This is a genomic window from Mycobacterium sp. E2699, assembly GCF_001666745.1.
In the GTDB taxonomy this organism is placed as follows: domain Bacteria; phylum Actinomycetota; class Actinomycetes; order Mycobacteriales; family Mycobacteriaceae; genus Mycobacterium.
Window position 1 is genome coordinate 48,835 of the sequence record NZ_LZJH01000063.1, and the last position, 24,176, is coordinate 73,010.

The following is a 24,176-nucleotide window of genomic DNA, read 5'->3' on the forward strand; positions in this document are numbered from 1 at the left end:
GAGCAACTATGAGCGGCCCGGTCGCCTACACCCTGAAGGACTCGATCGCGGTCATCAGGATGGACGACGGCAAGGTCAACGCGTTGGGCCCGACGATGCAGCAGGCCCTGGGCGAGGCGATCGACCGGGCCGACAGCGACAACGCCGGTGCGTTGGTGATCACCGGCAACGAGCGGGTTTTCAGCGGCGGATTCGACCTGAAGATCCTCACCTCCGGCGAGGTGCAACCCGCGATCGACATGCTGCGGGGCGGCTTCGAGCTGGCTTACCGGCTGTTGTCCCATCCCAAACCGGTGGTGATGGCCTGTACCGGCCACGCCATCGCGATGGGGGCGTTCCTGTTGTCGTCGGGCGACCACCGGGTGGCCGCGCACGCCTACAACATCCAGGCCAACGAGGTGGCGATCGGGATGGTGATCCCGTACGCGGCGCTGGAAATCATGAAGCTGCGCCTGACGCAGTCGGCGTACCAGCAGGCCGTCGGGCTGGCCAAGACGTTCTTCGGTGAAACCGCGCTTGCCGCAGGCTTTGTCGACGAGATCGTGTTGCCCGAGATGGTCGTCGACCGCGCCGAGGAGGCCGCGCGCGAATTCGCCGGCCTGCACCAGCACGCCCACGCCGCGACCAAGCTGCGCGCCCGGGCCGACGCGCTGAAGGCGATCCGTGCCGGAATCGACGGGCTGGAGGCCGAGTTCGGTCGCTGATCGTGCGAACGCGGTGACCGGGAAAAGTCCCTGGCCACCGCGTTGCTCGCCTCCTCGTGGCCAGTGTGACACGCACGCGGGGTGCGGTCACTTCACCCTTCTGCCGAGACCCATTGGTAGGGGAGGAACTTCCCGTCGAACGTCACGACGACGCGGTCGCCCGACTCGTGCGGCTTCTTCTGCAGGTCGACGCTGAAGTTGATCGCGCTCATGATGCCGTCGCCGAACTGCTCGTGGATCAGTTCCTTGATGGCGCCGCCGTACACCTGCAGCGCTTCGTAGAAGCGGTAGATGGTCGGATCCGTCGGGACGGCCGTCGGCAGGCCACCGCGCATGGGCGGCGCCGCCAGCACGGGCACCGCCGACTCGTCGAGGCCGAGCATCTCGACGAGAACCTTGCCGAGCTCGGCGGGTACCGGGTGCTGACCCAGCAACGCCGACGTGGTCCACAGCACCGGCCTGCCGATCGCGTCGGCCAACTCCTGCCAGGTCAGCCCTTTCGCCAGCCGTGCGACGACGATCTGTTCGGTGAGTTCGTTTCTCGTCATGCGAACAGCATGGCACCGCCGGGCCGTCGGCGCCGGGCGCGGGCCTCACGCCGGTTTCGTCGCCGTGACCAGGCGCGTCGAAAACCACGGACCGCCGTACCACATCCGCCATCCGACGTTGCGGCGCTTCACGTTTCGCCATCCCATCTCCCGCAGCCGGGCGGCGTGCTGCCGGGTCTCCCACAGGTCGGCGATGGCGAGCCGACCACCCGGCCGCAGCACGCGAGCCGCTTCGATCAGCGCCTGCCGCCGGCCGGCGCGGGTCGGGATGTTGTGGATGGCGAGGTTGCTGACGACCACGTCCACGCTCTCGTCGGCCAGCGGCAGGGCCGTCATGTCGGCGGTGCGCACCTCGATGCGGCCGGCAACGTTCTCCAGCGCCGCGTTGGCCAGCGTGGCGTCCCGGGAGTTGCCGGTCTGGTCGGCGTGCCAGAGGTCGACACCGATCGCGCGGCCCCGCGGCAACCGCTTGGCCGCGGCCAGCAACACCGCGCCGCGTCCGCAGCCCATGTCGAGCACCGTTTCGTCACCGCGCAGCCGCAGCTCGTCGAGCACCCGGTCCCACACGACGAACTTGCCCGAGCGCGTCGCATAGACGTAGGACGCCAGCGCGGTCAGCAGCGCAATGGCCCATCCCGCGGTCAGCGCGGCCGTCACCCGCCTGCCGCGCGCCCAGCTGAGCCCGGCCCACGCCGCCAGGGCGGCCGCCTGGGCGACGATGCCGATCGCCTGCCCGCGTGCCGAGATGGTCTTGAACGAGCCGTCGGTCCCGTAGTCGCCGCGGTGATCATGCACGGAGGTCACCACCCTCCGTGATGCACGACCTCGGAAAACGGCCGCCGATCCGGCTTGCGGATCGGGGCGAGCGGACGGTCGGCGGGATAGCCGATCCCCAGCAGGAAAGCGACCTGGTGGCCGTCGGGCACACCCAGGATGGCGCGCGCCTTCTCCTGGTCCCCCACCGAGGAATGGCCCGTCCCGATGCCCAAGTCGGTCGCGGCGATCATCATCGCCATCGTGGCCTGGCCGACGTCGTAGTTGTCGGTGACGAGCCGGCGCTCATCCGGCGGCACCGGCACCACGATCGCGATCGCGGCCGCGGCCGCGGCGATGTGGCCGGCGCCTCGCCAGACCGTCGACAGCTCTTGAAGCTGGGCCCGGTCGGTGACGATCACAAAGTCCCACGGCTGCCGGTTTTTCGCCGACGGCGCCCGCCAGCCGGCCTCGGCGATGCGGTCGAGGTCGGCCTCGGGCACCGGCTCCGGCTGGTATTGCCGCACATTGCGCCGCGCACAGATCGCGTCCCACGCTTCCATATGTTCGCCCCGTTCCTTTGTTTTCTGCCCATGCTGCCACCACCACCGAACGGCATGTCGGCGCGGAATCATCCCCGCCTGTCGGTGCGGCGTTCTATGGTGGCAGCGCAATGGCCCTCCATCTCCACCGTGCCGAACGCACCGACCTACTCGCCGCCGGTCTCGGCGCGCTGTTGGCCAACCCGCTCGCCGACCCGTTCGCCGAGGAGCTGGTGCTGGTCCCGGCGCGCGGCGTGGAACGCTGGCTCAGCCAGCGGCTCTCACACGTCCTGGGCCGCCGGCCCGGCGCCGGCGACGGGGTGTGTGCGGGGGTGGCGTTCCGCAGCCCGGCCTCGTTGATCGCCGAAATCACCGGCACGGCCGACGAGGATCCCTGGTCGCCGGAGGCGATGACGTGGCCGCTGCTGGAGGTCATCGACTGCAGCCTCGACGAGCCGTGGTGTGCAACGCTGGCAACGCATTTGGGTCACGGCCTGGGCGATCTGGAAGCCGAGTTGCGCCGCGGGCGGCGCTACTCGGTGGCCCGCCGGCTGGCCGGGCTGTTCGCCTCCTACGCCCGGCAGCGCCCGCACCTGCTGGCCGACTGGCTGGACGGCCGGGAGGGCGGCCTCGACGCCGACCTGGACTGGCAGCCGCAGCTGTGGCGCGCGCTGGTCGAACGCGTCGACGCCGATCCACCGCATGTCCGGCACGAGAAGACCGTGACCCGGCTGCGCGAGGGCCCGACCGAGCTGCCGTCGCGGCTGTCGCTGTTCGGGCACACCCGGCTGGCCCGGACCGAGGTGGAACTGCTCGACGCGCTGGCCACCCACCACGATCTGCACCTGTGGCTGCCGCACCCCAGCGACGACCTGTGGCAGGCGCTCGCCAATCTGCACGGCGCGGTCCCCCGCGACGAGGACGGCAGCCGCCACGCCGCCCGTCATCCGTTGCTGGAAACCCTCGGCCGCGACCTGCGCGAGCTGCAACGCATGCTGCCCGCCCACCCCGCCAGCGACGAATACCTCACGCGCGCAAGCACTCCCGGCACGCTGCTGGGCTGGCTGCAATCGGACATCGCCGCCAACGCGGTGCGGCCCGAAGGACGCGCGCTCGCGCCCGGCGACCGCTCGGTGCAGGTGCACAGCTGTCACGGGCCGGCCCGCCAGATCGACGTGCTGCGCGAGGTTCTGCTCGGCCTGCTGCAGGACGACCCGACGCTGGAGCCGCGCGACATCGTGGTGATGTGCCCCGACATCGAGACCTACGCCTCGTTGATCGTCGCCGGGTTCGGGCTCGGCGAGACCGCGGGCGACAGCCATCCGGCGCACCAGCTGCGGGTTCGCCTGGCCGACCGGGCGCTCACGCAGACCAACCCGCTGCTCGCGGTGGCGGCCGAATTGCTTTCGCTGGCCGGAACCCGCGCCACCGCCAGCCAGGTGCTCAACCTCGCGCAGGCCGCCCCGATCCGGTCCCGCTTCCGGTTCAGCGACGACGACCTGGAGGCGATCACCGACTGGGTCCGGGAGGCCAACATCCGATGGGGCTTCGACAAGGAGGATCGCGCGCCGTACGGGCTGGACCACATCGTCCACAACACCTGGCGCTTCGGCCTGGACCGCATCCTCACCGGCGTGGCGATGTCCGACGACTCGCAGGCCTGGCTGGACACCGCGCTGCCGCTCGACGACGTCGGCAGCGACAAGGTGCAACTGGCCGGGCGGCTGGCCGAATACGTGGCCCGGCTGCACGGCGTCGTCCAAAATCTCGGCGGTGCAAAGCCTTTGACCGAATGGCTGTCGACGTTGGCGGAGGGCGTCGCGGGATTGACCCACTCCGACGACGCCTGGCAGGAGGCGCAGCTGCAGCGGGAGTTCGCCAAGGTCGTCGAGCAGGCCGACGCGCACAGCTCCACGCCGCTGCGGCTGCCCGACGTGCGGGCGCTGCTTTCCGCCCACCTGGCGGGGCGGCCCACCCGCGCGAATTTCCGCACGGGGACGCTCACGGTGTGCACGATGGTGCCCATGCGCTCGGTGCCGCACCGGGTGGTGTGCCTGGTCGGCCTGGACGACGGCGTGTTCCCGCGCCTGCTGGTCGCAGACGGTGACGACGCGCTGGCGCGCCACCCGATGACCGGGGACCGCGACGTCCGTTCGGAGGACCGGCAATTGCTGCTCGACGCGGTGTGCGCGGCCACCGAGACGCTGGTGATCACCTACACCGGCGCCGACCCGTACGCCGGCTACCCGCGCCCGCCCGCGGTGCCGCTCGACGAGTTGCTCGATGCGCTGGACCAGACGACGCCGGGCCCGGTGCGCTCCCACGTGGTCACCGAGCACCCGTTGCAGCCGTTCGACCGCCGCAACGTCACCCCGGGCTTCGTGGTGCCCGGCAAGCCGTTCACCTTCGACCCGACCGCGCTGGCCGCCGCCCGGGCCGCAACCGGGAAGCGTTGCCCCCCAGCGCCTTTCATCACCGACCTGCTGCCGCCGCCGCCCAAGACGGACGTGGCCCTCGCCGATCTGCTCGACTTCTTCAAAGACCCGGTCAAGGGCTTCTTCCGCGCGCTGGATTGCACACTGCCGTGGGACGTCGACGAGATCAGCGACGCGATGCCGGTGGAGATCGACGCCCTGGAGGCCTGGGCCGTCGGCGACCGGATGCTGCACGACATGCTCGGCGGCATGCACCCGGACACCGCCGCCAACGCCGAGTGGCGCCGCGGGACGCTGCCGCCCGGGCGGCTCGGCGTGCGCAAGGCGAAGGACATCCGCGACCGCGCACGCGAACTCGCGCTGACCGCGCTGCGGCACCGCACCGTCGACGGCGAAGCGCACGACCTGGCGATCGACCTCGGCGCCGGTCGGCGGCTCACCGGCACGGTCACCCCGGTGTTCGCCGAGCGGACGGTGTCGGTGAGCTACTCGAAGCTGGCGCCCAAGCATGTGCTGGCATCGTGGATCTGCTTGGTCGCGCTGGCCGCCGGAATGCCCGGCCACCCCTGGACGGCGCTGTGCATCGGCCGCGGCCAGAGCCAAAACCGAATCGCACAACGGGTTTTCGCGCCGCCGCCGGATCCGCTCACGGTGTTGCAGGGCTTGGTGGCGCTGTACGACGCGGGCCGCCGCGAGCCGCTGCCGCTGCCGCTGAAAACCTCGTATGCCTGGGCCGAGGCCCGCCGGAACGGCGAGGACCCGCGCGCGGCCGCGCAGGCCAGGTGGGCGGGCAGCAAGTTCAGTCCCGGTGACGACGCCGACCGTGCGCACGTGCGGGTCTGGGGGGAACGCGCACCGCTGTCCGTGCTGTTGCGGCCACCCCGACCGGGCGAGGAAATGCCCGGGGAGGACACCCGGTTGGGCGCGCTGGCCGCACGGCTGTGGTCGCCGGTGCTGGCGGCCGAGGGACACCTGGGCTGATGGATCGCTTCGACCTCCTGGGCCCGCTGCCCCGACACGGCTCGACCACCGTGCTGGAAGCCAGCGCCGGCACCGGTAAGACGTTCGCGCTGGCCGGTCTGGTCACCCGGTTTCTCGCCGAGACCGGCGTGACGCTCGGCGAGATGCTGCTGATCACGTTCAACCGCAACGCAAGTCGGGAGTTGCGCGAGCGCGTCCGCGGTCAGATCGTCGCCGCGGTGGCGGCGCTGGAGGGCCGCGCCCCGGCCGGCTCCGAGTTGGTCGAGCACTTGCTGCGCGGCAGCGCCGAGGAACGCCGTTGCCGACGGGCCAGGCTGCGGGATGCGCTGGCGAATTTCGACGCGGCCACCATCGCCACGACGCACGAGTTCTGCGGGTCGGTGCTGCGGTCGCTGGGCGTGGCAGGCGACACCGGCTCCGACGTCAGGCTGGAGGAAGACCTCGACGACCTGGTCACCGAGATCGTCGACGACCGCTACCTCGCCCGGTTCGGGCGAGAAGAAGGCGACCCGGTGTTGAGCTACCGGCAGGCACTCGAACTGTCCCGCGCCGTCGTCAACGACCCCTGCGCCGACTGGCGGCCGCTGGACCCCGACCCGGACAGCGAGGCCGGGGTGCGGTTGCGCTTCGCCGCGGCGGTCCGCGAGGAACTCGAGCACCGCAAGCGCCGGCTACGCATCCTCGGCTTCAACGACCTCCTCACCCGGCTCGCCAAAGCCCTTGAGCAGGAAGGCTCCCCGGCCCGCGAGCGAATGCGGGGTCGCTGGCGGATCGTGATGGTGGACGAGTTCCAGGACACGGACCCCATCCAGTGGCGAGTGCTCAACTGCGCGTTCAGCGGCCACTCGACGCTGGTTCTGATCGGCGATCCGAAACAGGCCATCTACGGTTTCCGCGGCGGCGACATCTTCACCTACCTGGAGGCGGCCCGCAGCGCCGATGCCCGGTACACGCTGAGCGTCAACTGGCGCAGCGACAGCGCGTTGGTCTCGCGGCTGCAGACGGTCCTGCGGGGCGCGGCGCTGGGCCATCCCGAGATCGTCGTACGCGACATCAAGGCCCACCACGACGGACATCGACTGGCCGGTGCGCCGCACAATGCGCCGTTTCGGCTGCGCGTGGTAAAGCGGGCCGGGCTCGGCTTCGCCGGCACCGACACCATCCCGATCGGGGTGCTGCGGCGCCACATCCCCGCCGACCTGGCCGCCGATATCGGGGCGCTGCTGGCGAGCGGTGCCACCCATGACGGCTCCGCGGTCGGCGCCGGTGACATCGCGGTGATCGTCGAACGGCACGAGGAAGCGCGGGCATGCCGTGACGCGTTGGCGGCGGCCGGCATCGCGGCGATCTACACCGGTGACACGGACGTGTTCGAATCCCAGGCCGCCAAAGACTGGCTGTGCCTGCTGGAAGCGTTCGACGCACCGCACCGCAGCGGGCTGGTCCGCGCCGCAGCCTGCACCATGTTCTTCGGCGCCACCGCCGAAACCCTTGCCGCCGAAGGGGATGTGCTCACCGACCGGGTCGCGGACACGCTGCGGGAGTGGGCGAACTACGCGCGGCAGCGCGGCATCGCGGCGGTGTTCGAGGCCGCGCAGCTGGGCGGCATGGGTCGTCGGGTGCTCTCGCAGTACGGCGGCGAGCGGCACATGACCGACCTGGCGCACATCGCGCAACTGCTGCACGACACCGCCCATCGCGAGCACTACGGCCTGCCGTCGTTGCGCGATTGGCTGCGCCGTCAATGCGACCGCCGCAACGGCGCCACCGAACACAACCGCCGCCTGGACAGCGATGCCGCCGCCGTGCAGATCATGACGGTCTATGTGGCCAAGGGCCTGCAGTTCCCCATCGTGTACCTGCCGTTCGCGTTCAACCGCAACATCCGCAAAGACGACATCCTGCTCTATCACGACGAGGACGAACGGCGCTGCTTCTACCTCGGCGCCAAGAACGACCGCGACCGTCGCCGCGCCGACGAATTGCACCGAACCGAAGAGGCCCGCAACAACATTCGGGTCACGTATGTGGCGCTGACCCGCGCCGAGTCGCAGGTGGTCGCCTGGTGGGCGCCGTCGTGGGACGAGCGCAACGGCGGCCTGTCGCGGCTGTTGCGCGGCCGCGGCGCGGACGAGGCCGGGGTGCCCGACAGGTGCGACGCGGCCACCCTCACCGACGAGGACGCCTGGGCGGTGTTCAAGGGATGGGAGGACGCCGGCGGGCCCGCGGTGGAGGAATCGGCCGTCGTCGCCCCCGCCGCGGTCGAAACAATTAGCGAATCGGCCGATTTCGGCGTGCGGCACTTTCATCGGGCGATCGACACCCGGTGGCGGCGGACCTCGTACTCGGCGCTGGTCCGCGGCATGGAAACGGGCGGCGAGGCGGCCGGGGTGGAAAGCGAGCCGGAGGTCGGCACGCGCGACGACGAGGTGGACACCGCAGTCACGACACCCAGCCCCGACGCGACGGTCGTCTCGCCGATGGCGGCGCTGCCGGCGGGCGCGGCGTTCGGCTCGTTGGTGCACGCGGTGCTCGAGACCGCCGACCCGGGCGCCGCCGACCTGGCCGCCGAGCTCGAAGAGCAGGTGCGGCGCGCCCTGGCGTGGTGGCCGGTCGGCGTCACCGCGCCCGAGCTGGCCGTCGCGCTGGTCCCGATGTTCGACACGCCGTTGGGACCGCTCGCGCCCGGCATGACGCTGCGCCGGATCGGCCTGCGGGATCGCCTGCGGGAACTGGACTTCGAGATCCCGCTGGCCGGCGGCGACGTGCGCGGGGCCGCCCCGGACGTGTCGCTGTCCGACGTGGGCCGGTTGCTGCGGGCGCAGCTGCCTTCGGGTGACCCGCTGGCCGCATACGCCGAGCGGCTGACATCGCCCGGAATGGGCGGCCAGCCGCTGCGCGGATATCTGGCCGGGTCGATCGACGCGGTGCTGCGCTTGCCCGACCGGCGCTTCCTCGTGGTGGACTACAAGACCAATTATCTCGGCGACACGGCGGCCGATTACTGCCGCGACCGGTTGACCGAGGCCATGCTGCATTCGGATTATCCGCTGCAGGCCATGTTGTACACCGTTGTGCTGCACCGGTTCCTGCGGTGGCGGCTGCCCGAGTATGACCCGGCGCGGCATCTCGGCGGGGTGCTCTATCTGTTCGTGCGCGGCATGTGCGGTTCCGGCACGCCGGTGATCGACGGCCGGCCGTGCGGGGTGTTCAGCTGGCGGCCGCCGGCGCCGTTGGTGGTGGCGATCTCGGATCTGCTCGACGAGGGAGGGCGAGTGGCATGACGGTCTCCGAGGTCGAGGTCGCCGTGGGAGCCGCCGGCGTGCTGCTGGCGTTCAACGAGGCGGGCGTGCTGGACCTCGCGGATGTGCATGTGGCCGAACGGGTTTGCGAGTTGGGGCGGGAGCCCGACGAGCGGGTGGCACTGGCGGTGGCACTGCTGGTGCGCGCGCTGCGGGGCGGTTCGGTGTGCGTCGACCTGGCGACGATCGCGGAGGCTGTCGGCCCGGATGCGCTGCCGTGGCCCGAGCCGGTGCGGTGGCAGACCGCCGTGCGGGCGAGCGTGCTGCTGCGCGACCCGCCGGTGCTGCGCCTCTACGACGAGCGGTTGCTCTACCTGGACAGGTATTGGCGCGAGGAAAAGCAGGTGTGCGACGACCTGCTCGCCCTGCTGGCGGCGAGGCCGGCGACCACGGCGCCCGTCCCGGGGCGGCTTTTCCCGCCGGACTACCAGGAGCAGCGCAAGGCCGCGGAAATCGCTCTCTCACAGGGTGTTACGGTGCTCACGGGCGGTCCCGGCACCGGCAAGACGACAACGGTCGCGCGCCTGCTCGCGCTGGTGGCCGAGCAGGCGGAGCTCGCCGGATCGGCCCGGCCGCGGATCGCGTTGGCGGCGCCGACGGGCAAGGCGGCGGCCCGGCTGGCCGAGGCCGTGCAGCTGGAGGTGGCCCGGCTCGACGCGGCCGACCGCGCGCGGCTGGACGGGCTGGAGGCGATGACGCTGCACCGGCTGCTGGGCCGCAGGCCGGGCTCGTCCTCGCGGTTTCGGCACGATCGCGCAAATCGGTTGCCGCACGACGTGATCGTGGTCGACGAGACGTCGATGGTGTCGTTGACGATGATGGCGCGGCTGCTCGAAGCGGTACGCCCCGGCACCCGGCTGGTTCTGGTCGGCGACGCCGACCAGTTGGCGTCGGTGGAAGCCGGCGCCGTGCTGGCCGACCTGGTGGACGGCCTGTCGGCGCGCGCGGACGTGCGGGTGGCGGCGTTGCACACATCGCACCGCTTCGGGAAGTCGATCGGTGCCCTGGCCGAGGCGATTCGGGTCGGCGACACCGAGGCCGCCTTGAGGCTGCTGCGGTCCGGCGATGAACACATCGAGTTCGTCGAGGCGGAGGACCCGACCGATCGGCTGCGCTCGGTCCTGATGCCGCACGCGCTTCGGCTTCGGCAGGCGGCGCTGTTGGGGGCGGTCGACGAGGCCGTGGCGGCGTTGGACGAGCACCGGCTGCTGTGCGCGCACCGCAAGGGGCCGTTCGGGGTGCGGCACTGGAACCGGCAGGCGGAGATCTGGCTCTCCGAAGAAACCGGCCAGCCATCGTGGTCGGAGTGGTACCCGGGGCGGCCGCTGCTGGTGACGGCCAACGACTACGGGCTGCGGGTGTACAACGGCGACACCGGCGTGACGGTCGCCGGCCCCGAGGGGCTGCGCGCCGTCATCGCCAGTGCCGCAGGGCCGCTGGACTTTTCGACGAGCCGTCTGTCCGACGTCGAGACCATGCACGCGATGACCATCCACAAGAGCCAGGGCAGCCAGGCCGCCGAGGTGACCGTCCTCATGCCACCGGAGGATTCGCGGCTGCTGACCCGGGAGCTGTTCTACACCGCGGTGACCCGCGCCAAGGCCAAGGTGCGGGTCGTCGGATCCGAGGCGTCGGTGCGCGCCGCGATCGGGCGGCGGGCGCTGCGCGCGAGCGGCCTGCGGCAGCGGTTGCAGATGTCTGATGCCGCCGAGCGTGGGGCCCAGGTACGAAATCGAGGCCGATCACATACGTAGGCCCCACGCTCGGCGGCCCTAGAATCGCGGTCACCATGGCAGACGAAGAGGGGCCCGCGCCCGTATCCCGGCGGCGACACATCGCGCGCCTCGCGGTGTTCGCCGCCTTCCTGGCCGCGATGTTCTACCTGGTGGCCGTGGCGCGGGTCATCGACATCGACGCGATACGGCGCGCGGTCTCCGCGACCGGGCCGGCGGCGCCCCTGACCTACGTCGCGGTGTCGGCCGTCCTGGGCACGCTGTTCGTGCCCGGCTCGATCCTGGCCGCCGGCAGCGGAATGCTCTTCGGACCGCTCTTGGGCCTCTGCGTGACGCTGGGCGCGACGGTCGGCACCGCCATGGTTGCCAGCCGCATCGGCCGCCGGGCGGGCCGGGACAGCGCGCGGGCCCTGCTGGGGACCCAACGCGCCGACCGCATCGACGGGCTGATCGAACGGCGCGGGCTGTGGGCCGTCGTGGGTCAACGGTTCGTCCCCGGGATCTCCGATGCGCTGGCCTCGTATGCGTTCGGGGCGTTCGGGGTCCCGTTGTGGCAGATGGCCTTTGGCTCCCTGATCGGTTCGGCGCCGCGGGCGTTCGCCTACACCGCGCTGGGCGCCTCCATCAGGCACCTGTCCTCGCCGCTGGCGTATGCGGCGATTGCGGTGTGGTGCGTGAGCGCCATCGTCGGGGCGTTCGCGGCGCGGCGCGGGTTGCGGAAATGGCGCGAGCAGGCCCGCGGCACGCGCTGACGTTCAGCCGGCCGGCGCCGGCGTCGGCACAGTGTGTCGCCTCGCCGGCTAGCTCCCCGTCCGCTGCGCCGCGACGAAGAGGTTCCCCGGCACCTGGTCCTCGACCTCTTTGGCGGCCTTGCGGCCGTAGCCGGCCATCAGCTCGTCGGATGGCGTCACCGTCACGTCCCACCCGTGGCGGCGGAACCAGTCGCCGACGTCCTCGCGCTCCTCGAAGTACCACAGCTCGTCGGTGCGGGGAATCTCGCGGCCGGGGTCTATCTTGGCCATCAGCGCGCGGATCCGCTCCATCCGCTCGCGCCGCCGGGCGCGTAGCTCGGGGTCGAGGAACTTCGGTCCCAGGGCCTCGACGGCGACCCTACTGCCCGCGGCGGTGAGCTCCTGGATGCGTTCGAACAGCAGCTCCTGGGCCGCGGCGGGCAGGTAGGGCATCAGCCCCTCCGCCGACCAGACGCTGGGCGCCGACGGGTCAAATCCCGCCCGCCGCAACGCCTTCGGCCAGTCCTGGCGCAGATCCACCGCGACGGCGGCCCGGTCGCACGCGGGCTGGGCGTCGTGCTCGGTCAGCGTCGCCAGCTTGAACTCCAGCACCAGGGGCTGGTCGAGTTCGTAGACCGTGGTGCCGTCGGGCCAGGGCAGCCGCCACGCCCGCGCGTCCAGGCCCGCCGCCAGGATCACCGCCTGGCGGATGCCCGCCTTGGTCGCGTCGAGGAAGAACTGGTCGAAAAACGCCGTCCGCGAGGCCATGTAGCCGACCATCGCCTGCATCTGCAGCGGCACCGTAGGCTCGGCATCGATGAGCTCGGGAGGCAGCTGGGGGACGGAGTGCCAGCTCCACACCCCGTCGCCGACCGCGTCGAGGAAGACCTGGGCGAACGGATCGGAGATCAGCGGGTTCTCGCTGCGGGTCTCGGCGGCGCGCGCCGAGGCGACGCCCAGCGCCGTCGCCCCCACGCTTTCGGTGATCTCCCAGGTGTCGTTGTCGGTGCGCGCCACGCTCACTCCTTCTCGGCCGCCACGAAGAGCGTCTTGGGCGCGGCGTCTTCGACGCCCGCTGGAGGCCTGCGGTCGTAGCTCGCCATCAACTCCTCGGCCGGGGTCACCGTGACGTCCCAACCGTGCCGCCGCAACCAGTCGCCGACGTCCTCGCGCTCCTCGAAGTACCACAGGTCGTGGACGTCGGGGATGTCCCGTTCGGGCTGGAGCTTGGCGATCAGGTCGCGCACCCGCTGCATGTCCGCGCGCCGCTTTTCGATGGCGGCCTCGTCGAGGAAGTCGGGCCCAGGGGCTTCCACCGCGATCCGGCTGCCCGCGACCCCCAGCGCGTCGACGCGCTCGAACAGCAACTCCTGGGCCGCCGCCGGCAGGAACGGCAGCAGCCCCTCGGCCGACCAGGCGCTCGGCAGCGAGGCGTCAAAACCGGCCTGCCGCAACGCCGCCGGCCAGTCGTGGCGCAGGTCGACGGGCACCGGCACCAGGTTGCAGGTCGGCAACGCGCCGTTTTCCCGCAGCGTCGAGGACTTGAACTCCAGCACCCGGGGCTGGTCGAGTTCGTACACCGTCGTGCCGTCGGGCCAGGGCAGCCGCCACGCCCGCGAGTCCAGGCCCGCCGCGAGGATCACCACCTGGGGCACGCCCGCGCGCGTCGCGTCGAGAAAGAACCGATCGAAAAACGACGTCCGGGCGGCCATGTAGTCGACCATGCCCTGCATCCGCGGCTTCAGGTCGGGTTCGGCCTCGGCGATCTCGGCGGGTAGGTCGGGGGCCGCGAACCAGTTCCACATGCCGTCCCCGGCGGCGTCGAGGAAGACCCGGGCGAACGGGTCGCTGATCAGCGGGTTGTCGCTCTCGGTTTCCGCGGCGCGGGCCGCCGCGACGCCCAGTGCCGTGGCGCCCACGCTCTCCGTGATCTCCCAGGTGTCGTTGTCGGTTCTGGCCACCTCATGTCCTCCAATTCGCTAGCACGACTACCTACCCGACCGTACGCGCGCCAAATGTGAACAAGCTGTCCGCCGAGTTCATGCGCGCTGGCCCGGAAGTATCCGGTTAAGGTCTCGACATGCGGGTTGACGGGCGCGAGATCAGCGTTTCGGGCAACTTGCTGCAGCCCCTGACCCGGCGGACCAACGACATCCTGCGGCTCGCCGCATCGGTCGTCTTCTTCGCGATCGTGATCGCCGGCTCGCTGATCACCCGGCCGCAGTGGGTGGCGCTGGAGCGTTCGATCTCGGAGATCGTCGGGGTGCTGACGCCCACCCAGTCGGATCTGGTGTACCTCGTGTACGGCATCGCGATCCTGGCGCTGCCGTTCGCCATCCTCATCGGTTTGGTCGCCGCGCGGCAATGGAAACTGCTCGGCGCCTACGCGGCCGCCGGACTCATCGCGGTCCTGTCGCTGTCGATCGGCGGCAACGGCATCTCGGCGCCGCGCTGGCATTTCGACCTGACCGATCGGCCGCAAACGGTGCTGGCTCAGATCCTGGACGACCCGCGGTGGATCGCGATGCTCGCGGCGGTCCTGACCGTGTCGGGTCCCTGGCTGCCCGCCCGCTGGCGGCACTGGTGGTGGGCGCTGCTGCTGGCCTTCGTGCCGATCCACCTGTTCGTCAGCGCGATCGTCCCGGCGCGTTCCCTGCTGGGCTTGGCGGTCGGGTGGTTGGTCGGCTCGCTGGTGGTGCTGGTGGTGGGAACTCCCGCCCTCGAGGTGCCGCTGGAAGGCGCGGTGCGCGCCCTGGAGAAGCGCGGATGCATGGTCTCCCGGCTGCAAGTGGTGCGGCCCGCCGGACCCGGGCCGCTGGTCCTGTCGGCCACATGTGAAAACTCCGACGCGGACCCCGATTCGGCCCTGATCGAAATGTACGGCCCGCATCAGCGCAGCGGCGGCGCGCTGGTTCAGCTCTGGCGAAAGCTTCGGCTGCGGGCCAGGGAGACCGCGCCGCTGGTGGCCTCGATGCGCCGCGCCGTCGAGCATCGCGCACTGCTGGCCATCGCCGTGGGCGAGCTGGGCCTCGCCAACACGGTGACGATCGCGGTCGCCAGCCTCGACCGGGGCTGGATGATGTACGCGCACAGGCCAATTCGCGGGATTCCACTCGACGAATGCGTGAAGACGACTCCCGTTGACCACGCGTGGAAATCGCTGCGAACGCTCAACGAACACCAGATATCCCACGGTGACCTGCGCGCCCGGGAGATCACGGTCGACGGCGGCGCGGTGCTGTTCGGTGGGTTCGGCAGTGCCGAGTACGGGGCGACGGAGACCCAACTCCAATCCGACATCGCCCAGCTGCTCGTGACGACGTCGGCGCTGTACGACGCGAAGTCCGCGGTGGCCGCCGCGATCGGCGAATTCGGTGCAGACACCGTGCTGAGCGCTTCCCGCCGGCTCACCAAATCGGCGGTGCCGAAGTACATCCGGCGGTCCGTTCCCGACGCCGGCGCCGTCATCTCCGGCGCCCGCGCGGAGGTGAAACGGCAGACCGGTGCGGATCAGATCAAGACCGAGACGATCACCCGGTTCACCCGACGCCAGGTCATTCAGCTGGTGCTGCTCGTCGCGCTGGTCTACGTCGCTTACCCGTTCATCAGCACCGTGCCGACGTTCGTTTCCCAAGTCAGCAGGGCGAACTGGTGGTGGGCGCTGCTGGGTCTGGTGATATCGGCGATGACGTACGTGGGCGCGGCCGTGGCGCTGTGGGCGAGCGCCGACGAATCGGTCGACTTCTGGAAGCTGTCAATAGCGCAGGTGGCCAACACCTTCGCGGCAACCACCACGCCGGCCGGGGTCGGCGGGCTCGCGCTCAGCACGCGCTACCTGCAGAAGGGGGGAGGGCTGTCCCCGGTGCGGGCCACCACTGCGGTGGCGCTGCAGCAGGTGGTGCAGGTGATCATGCACCTCGTGTTGCTGATCTTGTTCACCACCGTCGCCGGCGCGTCGATGGACCTCTCGCACTACGTTCCCAGCGCCACGGTGCTGTACCTGATCGCCGGGGTGGCGCTGGGCGGCGTCGGCACCTTCCTGTTCGTGCCCAGGCTGCGGCGCTGGCTGGCGACGGACCTGCGTCCGAAGTTGAAGGAGGTGACCGCCGACCTCGTCGAGGTTGCGCGGGAACCGAAACGACTCGGGCTGATCGTGCTCGGTTGTGCCGGAACCACGCTCGGAAACGCGCTGGCGCTGTGGTGCAGCGTCGAAGCCTTCGGCGGCGGCGCGACTTTCGTCACGTGCACGGTGGTCACGATGGTCGGGGGAACGCTGGCGTCGGCGGCCCCGACACCCGGCGGTGTGGGCGCCGTCGAGGCTGCCCTGATCGGTGGTCTGGCCGCGTTCGGCGTACCCGCGGCCACCAGCGTGCCGTCGGTGCTGCTGTATCGCGGGCTCACCTGCTGGCTGCCCGTCTTCGCCGGCTGGCCGGTGATGCGGTGGTTGACCGAGAAAGAGATGATCTGAGCTCGATCAGGGCTGGTCGGGTTCGGCCGTCACGATGACGAAAGCGATTGATTTCCGGGCGGTTTCGCCAGCGGTGGTGGTCAAGAACACCGCGTAGTACTCCTCGGGCACCGACGGCGCCGCCGTGATCCGGACGTCAGCCGCGGCCGATCCGTCGGCGCCGAACCGTCCCGACGCCGGCGCCACCGTAATCCCGGGATCGGAGGACGTGCCGGTGATGGCGTAGCCGCCGGCATCGTCCACCATCCGTTGCACGTCGACCTTCACGGTGCCGGTGTGGCCCGGCTGGATCCTCAGGATGGGTTGCGGCGCATTGACGGTCACCGCCGAGCTCCCGGCGCCGAACGACGGCGGCGCGGAGGACTCGGCGGTGCCCCACACCTTGTTGGGGTAGGCGGCGAGGGAGAAGGCGACCTCGCCGCCGGTGTGGGTGATCGGCTCCGGCAGCCAGGTGTGATCGGTGGGCCGCCCGTCGACGCTCAGCCCGCTGATGTATCTCAGGTGGTGTGGTCCCGATGCCCCCGGGGCCGAGATCCGAATGAATTTGCCTGCGGGAAGGGCGATCACGATCCGGTCGAATAACGGCGCACCCACGGTGAGGATCGGCGTTCCCGGGGTGCTGGGGTACAGCCCCAGCGCGGCCCACACGTACCAACTCGACATCGCCCCGAGGTCGTCGTTGCCCGGCTCGCCGTCGGGCTTGGGGCCGAACAGCCCCCGGACCCGGTCGACCGTGAGCTGAGTCTTCCACGGCCGGCCGATGTAGTTGTACAGCCACGGCACCCCGAAACCGGGCTCGTTGCCGGCCCAGAGGTACGGGTCGTCGGGGCCGACGTTGAGCCTTTCGGTGAACCGGTCGAGCCGGTCGGCGACGTTCGAGCGGCCGCCCAGCGCGGTCACCAGGCCGGCGACGTTGTGCGGCACCCACCACACGTATTGCTCGGCGTTGCCTTCGTCGTACCCGTCCTGGCCGAAAAGCGAAGGGGATAAAAAGAATCCGGGACCCTCGCGGAAGAAGCCCATCGCTCCGCGGGGCGAGACGAAATCGGTGGTGGGATTGAACAGGTTCTGCCAGTACTGGGCCCTGCTCTGGAATTTCGCGGCGGTCGCGGTGTCGCCGAGCGAGTCGGCGAAGCGGGAGATGGCGAAGTCGTCGACCGACCATTCGAGCGTGATCGACGCGTCGACGATCTTGCCGTCGGCGCGAAATTCCAATGTGTGCGGGGCGTAACCCATTGCCAAGTAAGTCGCAATCCCCGGCCGCTCCACGTAGCCGCCGCGCCCCGCGCCACCCTTGGTCGCCGCGTCGACCATGTAGCGCAGCGCCGTCTGGACGTCAAAGTCCCTGCCCCCGTAGGTGTAGAGGTTCACGATGAGGGGGACCACGTTGTCGCCACTCATCTCGGCGGTTGCCGAATTCGCCAGCGCCCAGCGGGGCAGCGACCCGCTCTGCTCGGCGTCGTTGACGAGTGATTGCGCCATGTCGGCCGCCCGCTGCGGAAAGAGCAGTCCCTGCAGGGGGGCCAGACTCCGGTAGGTGTCCCAGTCGGAGAAATTCGCGTACTGGGTGCGTCCCTTTGCCACCGTGTGGATGACGCCGTCGAATCCGATGTAGCGCCCGTCGGCGTCGTTGAAGGTATTGGGGTGCAGCAGCGAGTGGTACAGAGCGGTATAGAAGGTGTCCACGTTGCCGGCGTTCCTGCCCGCCACCGCTATAGACGACAGCGTGGCATTCCACTCCGATCCCGCCGCGGCGCGCACCGCGTCGAAGCTCGCCGAGCCCTCGGCCTCCAGGTTCGCGCGCGCCCCGTCGATGCCGACGTAGGAGATCGCGGTCCTCACCTCCAGCACCGAGCCGGCCGGGAATTCCACGTATCCCCCGCTGTAGGGCGACGCCGCCCCGCGTGCGCCCGGGTACACCGAATAGCCGTCCCAGGAGCCGTAGGAGCTGAACGGCTGGCTGAACTTCATCGCGAAATACACCGTGTAGGTGTTGGGTTTGCCGCAAAATCCGCCGCTGGTGGCCCATCCGGTGATCGTGGTGTTGTCCTCGCCGATCTGGATGGCCGCGCGGGAATTGCCGGCCAGCGACGCGCCGGACCGCACGTGCAACAGGGCGGGCCGACCGTTGTGCGGGTAACGGAACCGGCCGACGCCGGTGCGGGTGGTCGCGGTGAGTTCCGCGGTCACGCCGGTGCGCGGGAACCGGACGGTGTAGAAGCCCGGGGCGCCCTGCTCGGTGTCGTCGTGCGCGATCCGCTCCCAGGCGTTCCACGGCTGGGCGCCGATCGGAGTGGTGGTGGGCAGCATCGAGATGTCGCCGAAGGCCGCGCAGCCCACCGATGCGTGGGTCATGCTGAACCCGGTCGCGCGCGGGTTGTCGTAGTTGTAGCCGGCGTAGTTGCCGACGGTGTCGGGCGAGTACTGCACCATCCCGAACGGCACGGCGGCACCGGGGAAGTTGTTGATCTCCCCCACCGTCTCGCCGCCCGTCCCGGTGCCGATGAGGGTGTCGACGTGGTCGACGGGACTGGCGACCAACTGCGGCTCACCGTCGTAGGCGATCGGTGGGGCCGCCGCGATGAAGGTCAGCAGAACGGCGGCCGCCGCGAACACCGCGAGGAGGGCCCTCCAAAGGCCACGTGACCGCATAGCAGTCTCTTACTGCATGACCGCGCGTTCGCGTGGCGTTTCGGCGGGTATTTCCCGAGCTCGACCGGCAACGTAGGCGCGGACTTCGCTAGGTCTCGTTCCGGTGTGGCCGACCCTGGTAGCGGCCCGATCTTCGGGGAGGGTTCAGCGCTGAAACACTCGACCGCAGCGGCGATTACCGGCGCCCTCGGCGTGGCGCCGGCGGGTTGCGGCTCCGAGCCGCTGGAAGACGCCGTGAAGGTCGTCGACGACCGGAGGACCGTCGCCTTCAGGCGCGGATAGCAAATCCGCGAAAACCACTGGCAACTTTCGCCCAGATGTCGGCTAGTCTCATTCCGCGTGGCTGGCGCTGGTACCGGCCCAATCTTCGGGAGATTGATCGATGAAACAGTTGACCGCAGCAACCATTACCGTGGCGCTGAGTGTGGCGCTCGTGGCGTGCGGCTCTAGCAACAAGTCATCCCCGTCGACATCGACATCGACATCGACATCCACCTCGACTTCGAGTTCCAAGACATCGGCAAGCTCCGCGACACCCAACGCGCAGGGCGGTCCGACAATCGCCGACTATGTCCGTGACAACCACATCACCGAAACCCCGATTCACCACGGCGATCCCGGCCCGAACGTCGACCTGCCGGTGCCCGCCGGCTGGCAGATCAACCAGAATGCCGGCACGTCCTACGGCGGCATCGTGTTGTCACAGCCGGCGAATCCTGCCGATCCGCCGACCATCTCGGCGCTCTTCTCGAAACTCACCGGCGACGTGGACCCGGCGAAGATCATCCAGTACGCGCCCAACGAGCTGCTCGGTCTGCCCGGCTACCAGGGCACCGGCAACGGCCAAGCCTCCACGCTCGGCGGATTCCAGGCGTGGCAGCTGGGCGGCACGTACCAGAGGGACGGCAAGACGCGCGCCGTCGCGCAGAAGACGGTGGTGATTCCCAGCCAGGGTGCGGTGTACGTGCTCCAGCTCAATGCCGACTCGCTGCAGAGCGACCAGGGTCCGTTGATGGACGCCACCAACATCATCGACGACCAGACGACCATCACCCCCTGACCACCGAGGCGGATCGCGCCGCGGAGGCGAACTCGCCCCGCGGCGCGCCGCCGCCGCGAATCCCTGCGCCGCGGCGCCCCGCCGGCCTTACGGTATTGGCATGGCAGAGCAGTCGCATGCGATAGAAGTCGGCCACCCACCGTCGGCGCTGCTGCGCCTCGTCAACCCAATCCTGGGTTTCCTGTTACGCACCCCGCTTGCGGGGCCGGCACGCAGGCAGCTGATGGTGTTGAGCTTCACCGGCCGAAAGACGGGGCGGCAGTACACAATCCCGTTGAGCGCGCACGTGATCGACCACGACCTCTACGCGCTGACCGGCGCCCCGTGGAAGCAGAACTTTCGCAACGGCGCGCCCGCGCAGGTCGTCTACGACGGCAAGACCACGGCCATGCGCGGCGAGCTCATCCGCGACCGCGAAATCGTCTCCGACCTGTACCACCGCTGCGCCGAGTCGTATGGGCTGCAGCGCGCACAGCGCATGATCGGATTGAAATTCCGCGAGCCCCACATACCGACCCGTGAGCAGTTCGCCGAGGCCGTCGACCGGATGCACCTGGCGGCCGTGCATTTGACGCCGGCAGGCTAACGCGCCGAGAAGCACAGGTGCACGGTGAGCAGGCTCTGGTCGAACCGCGAACGCGAGGCGATGGCCTCCTTGCCCAACGCGGCGAAGTCCGTGGTGACCTGCTGGGCGAGCGGCGACAGCTTCAGATTGCGCACCTGCGAGAGGATTTTGAGCACATCGAAAGCGGCGTCCTCGTCGATGCCGTAGACCAGCATCAACATGCCCTTGGCCTGGTCGATCACCCCGCGGCGCTCGGAGATTGCGGCGACTTTCGTGTCACCGTCCCGGGCTGGTAGCCGTGCATGCGTTGCACCTGCTCGGACCATTCCCAGCGCTGGTCCTCGAAATAGAAGCGGAACCAACCCGTACGCTGCGGCGTACCGCCGGCCAGCGCCTGCTCGACGGCCGCCGCTTGGCCGTCTAATTCCCAGGCCACGCCGCGCGCTTCCGCACGATGGCTTCGCTCTCCCGCAGGTGACGTTCGGAGATGCGACACAGTTCGCGGGATCGATCGACCTGCTCCCGTGCGCGCTGGATCGTTCCGGCGACGGAGGACCGCAGCGAGTCGGCCGGGCCGGACCGGGCCGTCGCCAGCCGGCGGGCCGTCCGGACGCGATGGGCCTTCTGCCGGCATGCCGAGGAGCAGTAGACCGCGTCGGACCGGGCGGAGAATCCGGCGCCGCACATCGAGCAGGTGCTCAGGGCCATAACCGTTACGTTACAGCTATTTCCGGCGTTACGGCTAACGCCGGAAATCAGAGTTGCCGCCGAAGCCTGTCGACCAGAGCGACCAGCCTGGCGTGGTGCGATCCGGCCCAATAGATCCGCCCACATCCCGTGCAGCGGCTGAACTCGTCGTAGATCTGCCGGGTCAGCGGCTCGAGCTGGTCGATCACCTCGGCCTTGGGCACCGCCGCCAACGGTGCGTTGCATCGCAGGCACCGGGTGAACGGCGCCAGCCGTTGCTCCAGATCCAGTCGCCTGATCACCTCGACCGCCTGCTCCTCGGGATCCTGGGAGTGGATGAACAGGCCGTGGATGATGGCGCGACGCTTCAGCAGGCCCCGGTCGCGGGTCAGCAGGATGCGCTGCTCGCCCCGGCTGACCTCGGCCAGCGTCGTGTCGTCGGCGCCGCTCGACCACCACACGTCGAAACCGAACAGCCGGAGCAGCCAGGCCAGCCGGCCGAGGTTCACGTCGACAACGAACCGCGGATCGCGCAGCGGCACCGGGCGCAGCCTGGTGGTCGACGCGACGTCCAGGGCCTCGAACACGGGGTAGGCGACGATCCGGTCACCGGCCCTCGGGCGGTAGCCGAACCCCTGCGACGACCCGTTCACCAGGATCAGGTCGATCTCGGTGTGCGGGATGCCCATCGCCTCCAGCACGTCCTTGACGGTCTGATGGCTTCGGAACGGACGACGCACCGTCGTCCCCCGCGATCCGGCCGGCAGGAAGTCGTTCAGCTCGGCGTAGGCGCGGACCTCGACGTAGCCGGCGGGCTCGGTCACCCGGCGGGACCCGCCCCCGCGGCCGCGCGGGTGCGGGTGATGACCGGCCGCGGATGGCCCGCGCTGGGCAGCGTCCGTCGCAGGGTCTGCGCGACGGCGTCCGCCCGGGTTTCCGGCACCAGCGCGATGACGCAGCCGCCGAATCCGCCGCCGGTCATCCGGGCCCCGAAGGCTCCCGCGCGCACCGCGGTGTCGGCGATCAGATCGATATGCTCGGTGGTGATGCCGAAGTCGTCGCGCATGGAGACGTGTGAGGCGGTGAAGATGCGGCCGGCCTCAACGAAGTCCGAATCACCCACCGCCGCAACGAAGTCCAGCACCCTGCCGTTCTCGTTGAGAACGTGGCGCGCGCGGCGAGCATCGATCGGGTTGTGGATCGCGTCCAACTCGGCCCGCCCGCGGTCCCAGACCTCACGCAACGACGCCGCCCGCAAGTTCGCGGCGGCGCGCTCGCACGACGCGCGCCGGGCCGCGTACTCGCCGCCGGCGTGGCGGTGACGAGACCGCGAGTCGATCAGCAGCAGCACGACACCGCGCGCGTCGGGATCGAAGGCCACCGGCGCGACGGTGAGATCGCGAAAGTCGATCAGCAGCGCCTTCGACGGCTCGCCGAACAGCGACGCCAGCTGGTCGAGCAAACCCGTTGGCGCGCCGACATACTCGTTCTCGGCGCGCTGGGCCAGCCGGGCCTGCTCGACGCGGTCGATCTGGATGCCGGCCGCGGATGCGATCGCCCCGAGCACCGCGCACTCGAGCGCCGCCGAGGACGACAGCCCGGACCCCATCTCCAGGTCGCTGGTGATCGACATCGCGCCGCCGGGCACCGGGTGGCCCGCCTGACGCATCGCCCACACCACCCCGGCCACGTAGGCGGCCCAGTCGGCCACCTGGCCGGGAGCGGTGCCCAGCGGAAACCGCACCGCGCCGTCGGCGCGCTGGCTGCCCACGGTGATGGTGTCACCGCCGTCGGGGGTGAAGGTCACCACGGTGCGCTGCGGCAGCGCGATCGGCAGCGCGAACCCGAGGTTGTAGTCGGTGTGCTCGCCGATCAGGTTGACCCGCCCGGGGGCGGCGTACCGCACCGTCATCGGAGTTCCCGCAACCGCGCCGCCACCGCTTCCGGCGTGACGTCGCTGATGAACGCGTCCATCGCCGACTCGGAGGCCGCCAGGTACTTGAGCTTGGTCGCGCTGCGCCGGATGGACATCAACTCGATATGGAAGTAGCCGTCGGCCTGGTCTTCGTTGTCGGCGAACTGGTGCAGCGCCGAAATATACGGCAACGGGGCCGAATACATCCGGTCGAATCGCCCCAGCACGTCGAGATAGATCTGCGCCAACCCGGCCAGCTCGCGGTCGTCGAGCCCAACCAGGTTGCGCACGAACCGGTTCGGGTAGATGTGCACCTCGACCGGCCAGCGCGCGGCGAACGGCACGAACGCGGTGAACCGCGCGGTGCGGGTGACGATGCGACCGCCGTCGGCGACCTCGTGCGCCAGCAGATCCGCAAAGAGATTGCCGCCGTTACGAATTCGATGTTCGCGGGCCTGCGAGAGCATGGCCGCGGTGCGCGGCGGCAGGAAGGGATAGCCGTAGATCTGGCCATGTGGGTGGGTCAGGGTCACCCCGATCTCCTCGCCGCGGTTTTCGAAGCAGAACACCTGCTCGATGCCGGGCTCGGCCATCAGTTCGGCGGTGCGGTGCCGCCACGCATCGATGACCAGCCGGGCGTGCGCCGGCGGCAACTGCGCGAATGACCCGGTGTGGTCGCTGGAAAAGCAGATCACCTCGCACCGGCCGTTTCCCGGGGCCGACACGAAGCCGGCCTCGGCCGGCGCGGGCGCCGGCCCGCCGCCGCCCGATAGGCTGGGGAACCGGTTCTCGAAGACGACGACGTCGTAGTCGGGGGCCGGCACCTCGCTGGTGAGGCCGGTCGGCCCCGGGCACAGCGGGCACTGGTCGGCCGGCGGCTTGTACGTGCGGTCCTGGCGCAGCGCCGCGATGATCACCCACTGCCCCGTCGACCGGTCGAACCGCAGCTGCGACTGGTCGGGGTCACGAGCCGGCAGCGGCCTGCGGTCGGCAACGGGCGCCGGGCGGTGGCCCGGCAGCGCGAAGAACAGGAGGTCGCGGCCGTCGGCCAGCTTTGCCCGCGTCGGCGCTGTCACGAGGTCGAACACTAGCTTGGCCGG

18 protein-coding genes and 1 pseudogene are annotated in these 24,176 nt (G+C 70.2%); 8 read left to right on the forward strand and 11 right to left on the reverse strand.

Annotated elements, in window-relative coordinates; translation table 11 throughout:
• The first annotated feature begins 8 nt into the window (after nucleotides 1-8).
• Nucleotides 9-704 (forward strand): crotonase/enoyl-CoA hydratase family protein, encoded by a 696-nt coding sequence (locus tag A5696_RS10015; RefSeq protein ID WP_067877208.1) that lies wholly within the window; start codon nucleotides 9-11, stop codon nucleotides 702-704.
• A 92-nt stretch (nucleotides 705-796) separates the two neighbouring features.
• On the opposite strand, the gene cynS is transcribed toward A5696_RS10015, so the two are convergent.
• From cynS to A5696_RS10030, 3 genes are read right to left on the reverse strand one after another with little or no spacing between them, the layout of a single operon-like run.
• On the reverse strand, nucleotides 797-1,252 hold the full coding sequence (gene cynS / locus A5696_RS10020; protein ID WP_067877210.1) for a cyanase: 456 nt from the start codon (nucleotides 1,250-1,252) through the stop codon (nucleotides 797-799).
• Nucleotides 1,253-1,297: 45 nt separating this feature from the next.
• Nucleotides 1,298-2,047, reverse strand: a complete 750-nt coding sequence (locus A5696_RS10025; protein WP_067877402.1) for a class I SAM-dependent methyltransferase — start codon at nucleotides 2,045-2,047, stop codon at nucleotides 1,298-1,300.
• 5 nt (nucleotides 2,048-2,052) lie between these two features.
• Complete coding sequence (locus A5696_RS10030) at nucleotides 2,053-2,568, reverse strand: nitroreductase family protein (protein ID WP_067877214.1); 516 nt, start codon at nucleotides 2,566-2,568, stop codon at nucleotides 2,053-2,055.
• A 110-nt stretch (nucleotides 2,569-2,678) separates the two neighbouring features.
• Here A5696_RS10030 and recC point away from each other — a divergent pair, with 110 nt between their 5' ends.
• The 4 genes from recC to A5696_RS10050 are packed head-to-tail and all read left to right on the forward strand — an operon-like array spanning nucleotide 2,679 to nucleotide 11,750.
• Entirely contained in the window at nucleotides 2,679-5,963 is a 3,285-nt protein-coding gene (gene recC, locus A5696_RS10035; RefSeq protein WP_067877217.1) for an exodeoxyribonuclease V subunit gamma, read from the forward strand.
• Complete coding sequence (recB, locus tag A5696_RS10040) at nucleotides 5,963-9,247, forward strand: exodeoxyribonuclease V subunit beta (RefSeq protein WP_067877219.1); 3,285 nt, start codon at nucleotides 5,963-5,965, stop codon at nucleotides 9,245-9,247. Before recC ends, recB begins: the two co-directional genes overlap by 1 nt.
• A complete protein-coding gene (gene recD, locus A5696_RS10045) occupies nucleotides 9,244-11,019 on the forward strand; it encodes an exodeoxyribonuclease V subunit alpha (protein WP_067877222.1) in 1,776 nt (591 codons plus the stop codon). Before recB ends, recD begins: the two co-directional genes overlap by 4 nt.
• A gap of 35 nt (nucleotides 11,020-11,054) precedes the next feature.
• The gene (locus tag A5696_RS10050; protein WP_067877224.1) at nucleotides 11,055-11,750 is read left to right on the forward strand and encodes a TVP38/TMEM64 family protein; all 696 of its coding nucleotides are present in this window, start codon (nucleotides 11,055-11,057) and stop codon (nucleotides 11,748-11,750) included.
• 48 nt (nucleotides 11,751-11,798) lie between these two features.
• Here A5696_RS10050 and A5696_RS10055 read toward each other — a convergent pair whose 3' ends face one another.
• Complete coding sequence (locus tag A5696_RS10055) at nucleotides 11,799-12,746, reverse strand: class I SAM-dependent methyltransferase (protein WP_067877227.1); 948 nt, start codon at nucleotides 12,744-12,746, stop codon at nucleotides 11,799-11,801.
• A 2-nt stretch (nucleotides 12,747-12,748) separates the two neighbouring features.
• Entirely contained in the window at nucleotides 12,749-13,690 is a 942-nt protein-coding gene (locus A5696_RS10060; RefSeq protein ID WP_067877230.1) for a class I SAM-dependent methyltransferase, read from the reverse strand.
• 119 nt (nucleotides 13,691-13,809) lie between these two features.
• On the opposite strand from A5696_RS10060, the gene A5696_RS10065 reads away from it, so the two are divergent.
• Complete coding sequence (locus A5696_RS10065; RefSeq protein WP_067877233.1) at nucleotides 13,810-16,197, forward strand: lysylphosphatidylglycerol synthase transmembrane domain-containing protein; 2,388 nt, start codon at nucleotides 13,810-13,812, stop codon at nucleotides 16,195-16,197.
• Nucleotides 16,198-16,203: 6 nt separating this feature from the next.
• On the opposite strand, the gene A5696_RS10070 is transcribed toward A5696_RS10065, so the two are convergent.
• Nucleotides 16,204-18,849: a GH92 family glycosyl hydrolase gene (locus A5696_RS10070; protein WP_067877236.1), complete on the reverse strand. Its 2,646-nt coding sequence runs from the start codon at nucleotides 18,847-18,849 to the stop codon at nucleotides 16,204-16,206.
• A gap of 382 nt (nucleotides 18,850-19,231) precedes the next feature.
• Here A5696_RS10070 and A5696_RS10075 point away from each other — a divergent pair, with 382 nt between their 5' ends.
• The gene (locus A5696_RS10075) at nucleotides 19,232-19,909 is read left to right on the forward strand and encodes an LpqN/LpqT family lipoprotein (RefSeq protein WP_067877240.1); all 678 of its coding nucleotides are present in this window, start codon (nucleotides 19,232-19,234) and stop codon (nucleotides 19,907-19,909) included.
• A 100-nt stretch (nucleotides 19,910-20,009) separates the two neighbouring features.
• Nucleotides 20,010-20,495, forward strand: coding sequence for a hypothetical protein (locus A5696_RS10080; protein WP_067877243.1), 486 nt, complete (start codon nucleotides 20,010-20,012; stop codon nucleotides 20,493-20,495).
• On the opposite strand, the pseudogene A5696_RS10085 reads toward A5696_RS10080, so the two are convergent.
• The 5 genes and pseudogenes from A5696_RS10085 to galT form a co-directional block, all read right to left on the reverse strand.
• A pseudogene (locus tag A5696_RS10085) lies at nucleotides 20,492-20,910 on the reverse strand (ANTAR domain-containing protein). The gene A5696_RS10080 and the pseudogene A5696_RS10085 sit on opposite strands and share 4 nt — an antisense overlap.
• Nucleotides 20,895-21,182, reverse strand: coding sequence for a hypothetical protein (locus A5696_RS28300; RefSeq protein ID WP_067877246.1), 288 nt, complete (start codon nucleotides 21,180-21,182; stop codon nucleotides 20,895-20,897). The pseudogene A5696_RS10085 and the gene A5696_RS28300 overlap by 16 nt, the downstream one beginning before the upstream one ends.
• A 47-nt stretch (nucleotides 21,183-21,229) precedes the next feature.
• Nucleotides 21,230-21,985, reverse strand: coding sequence for a Mut7-C RNAse domain-containing protein (locus A5696_RS10095; protein WP_067877249.1), 756 nt, complete (start codon nucleotides 21,983-21,985; stop codon nucleotides 21,230-21,232).
• The gene (locus A5696_RS10100) at nucleotides 21,982-23,073 is read right to left on the reverse strand and encodes a galactokinase (protein WP_067877252.1); all 1,092 of its coding nucleotides are present in this window, start codon (nucleotides 23,071-23,073) and stop codon (nucleotides 21,982-21,984) included. Before A5696_RS10100 ends, A5696_RS10095 begins: the two co-directional genes overlap by 4 nt.
• A complete protein-coding gene (gene galT, locus A5696_RS10105) occupies nucleotides 23,070-24,152 on the reverse strand; it encodes a galactose-1-phosphate uridylyltransferase (protein ID WP_369803319.1) in 1,083 nt (360 codons plus the stop codon). Before galT ends, A5696_RS10100 begins: the two co-directional genes overlap by 4 nt.
• Nucleotides 24,153-24,176: the final 24 nt, after the last annotated feature.

What these genes read in the sequence shown, in the direction of transcription:
- A5696_RS10070 (WP_067877236.1), bottom strand. Translation starts at nt 18,849, where the DNA reads ATGCGGTCACGTGGCCTTTGGAGGGCCCTCCTCGCGGTGTTCGCGGCG.
- recD (WP_067877222.1), top strand. Translation starts at nt 9,244, where the DNA reads ATGACGGTCTCCGAGGTCGAGGTCGCCGTGGGAGCCGCCGGCGTGCTG.
- A5696_RS10080 (WP_067877243.1), top strand. Translation starts at nt 20,010, where the DNA reads ATGGCAGAGCAGTCGCATGCGATAGAAGTCGGCCACCCACCGTCGGCG.
- recC (WP_067877217.1), top strand. Translation starts at nt 2,679, where the DNA reads ATGGCCCTCCATCTCCACCGTGCCGAACGCACCGACCTACTCGCCGCC.
- A5696_RS10015 (WP_067877208.1), top strand. Translation starts at nt 9, where the DNA reads ATGAGCGGCCCGGTCGCCTACACCCTGAAGGACTCGATCGCGGTCATC.
- A5696_RS10075 (WP_067877240.1), top strand. Translation starts at nt 19,232, where the DNA reads ATGAAACAGTTGACCGCAGCAACCATTACCGTGGCGCTGAGTGTGGCG.
- recB (WP_067877219.1), top strand. Translation starts at nt 5,963, where the DNA reads ATGGATCGCTTCGACCTCCTGGGCCCGCTGCCCCGACACGGCTCGACC.
- A5696_RS28300 (WP_067877246.1), bottom strand. Translation starts at nt 21,182, where the DNA reads ATGGCCCTGAGCACCTGCTCGATGTGCGGCGCCGGATTCTCCGCCCGG.
- A5696_RS10065 (WP_067877233.1), top strand. Translation starts at nt 13,810, where the DNA reads ATGCGGGTTGACGGGCGCGAGATCAGCGTTTCGGGCAACTTGCTGCAG.
- cynS (WP_067877210.1), bottom strand. Translation starts at nt 1,252, where the DNA reads ATGACGAGAAACGAACTCACCGAACAGATCGTCGTCGCACGGCTGGCG.
- A5696_RS10050 (WP_067877224.1), top strand. Translation starts at nt 11,055, where the DNA reads ATGGCAGACGAAGAGGGGCCCGCGCCCGTATCCCGGCGGCGACACATC.
- A5696_RS10030 (WP_067877214.1), bottom strand. Translation starts at nt 2,568, where the DNA reads ATGGAAGCGTGGGACGCGATCTGTGCGCGGCGCAATGTGCGGCAATAC.
- A5696_RS10100 (WP_067877252.1), bottom strand. Translation starts at nt 23,073, where the DNA reads ATGACGGTGCGGTACGCCGCCCCCGGGCGGGTCAACCTGATCGGCGAG.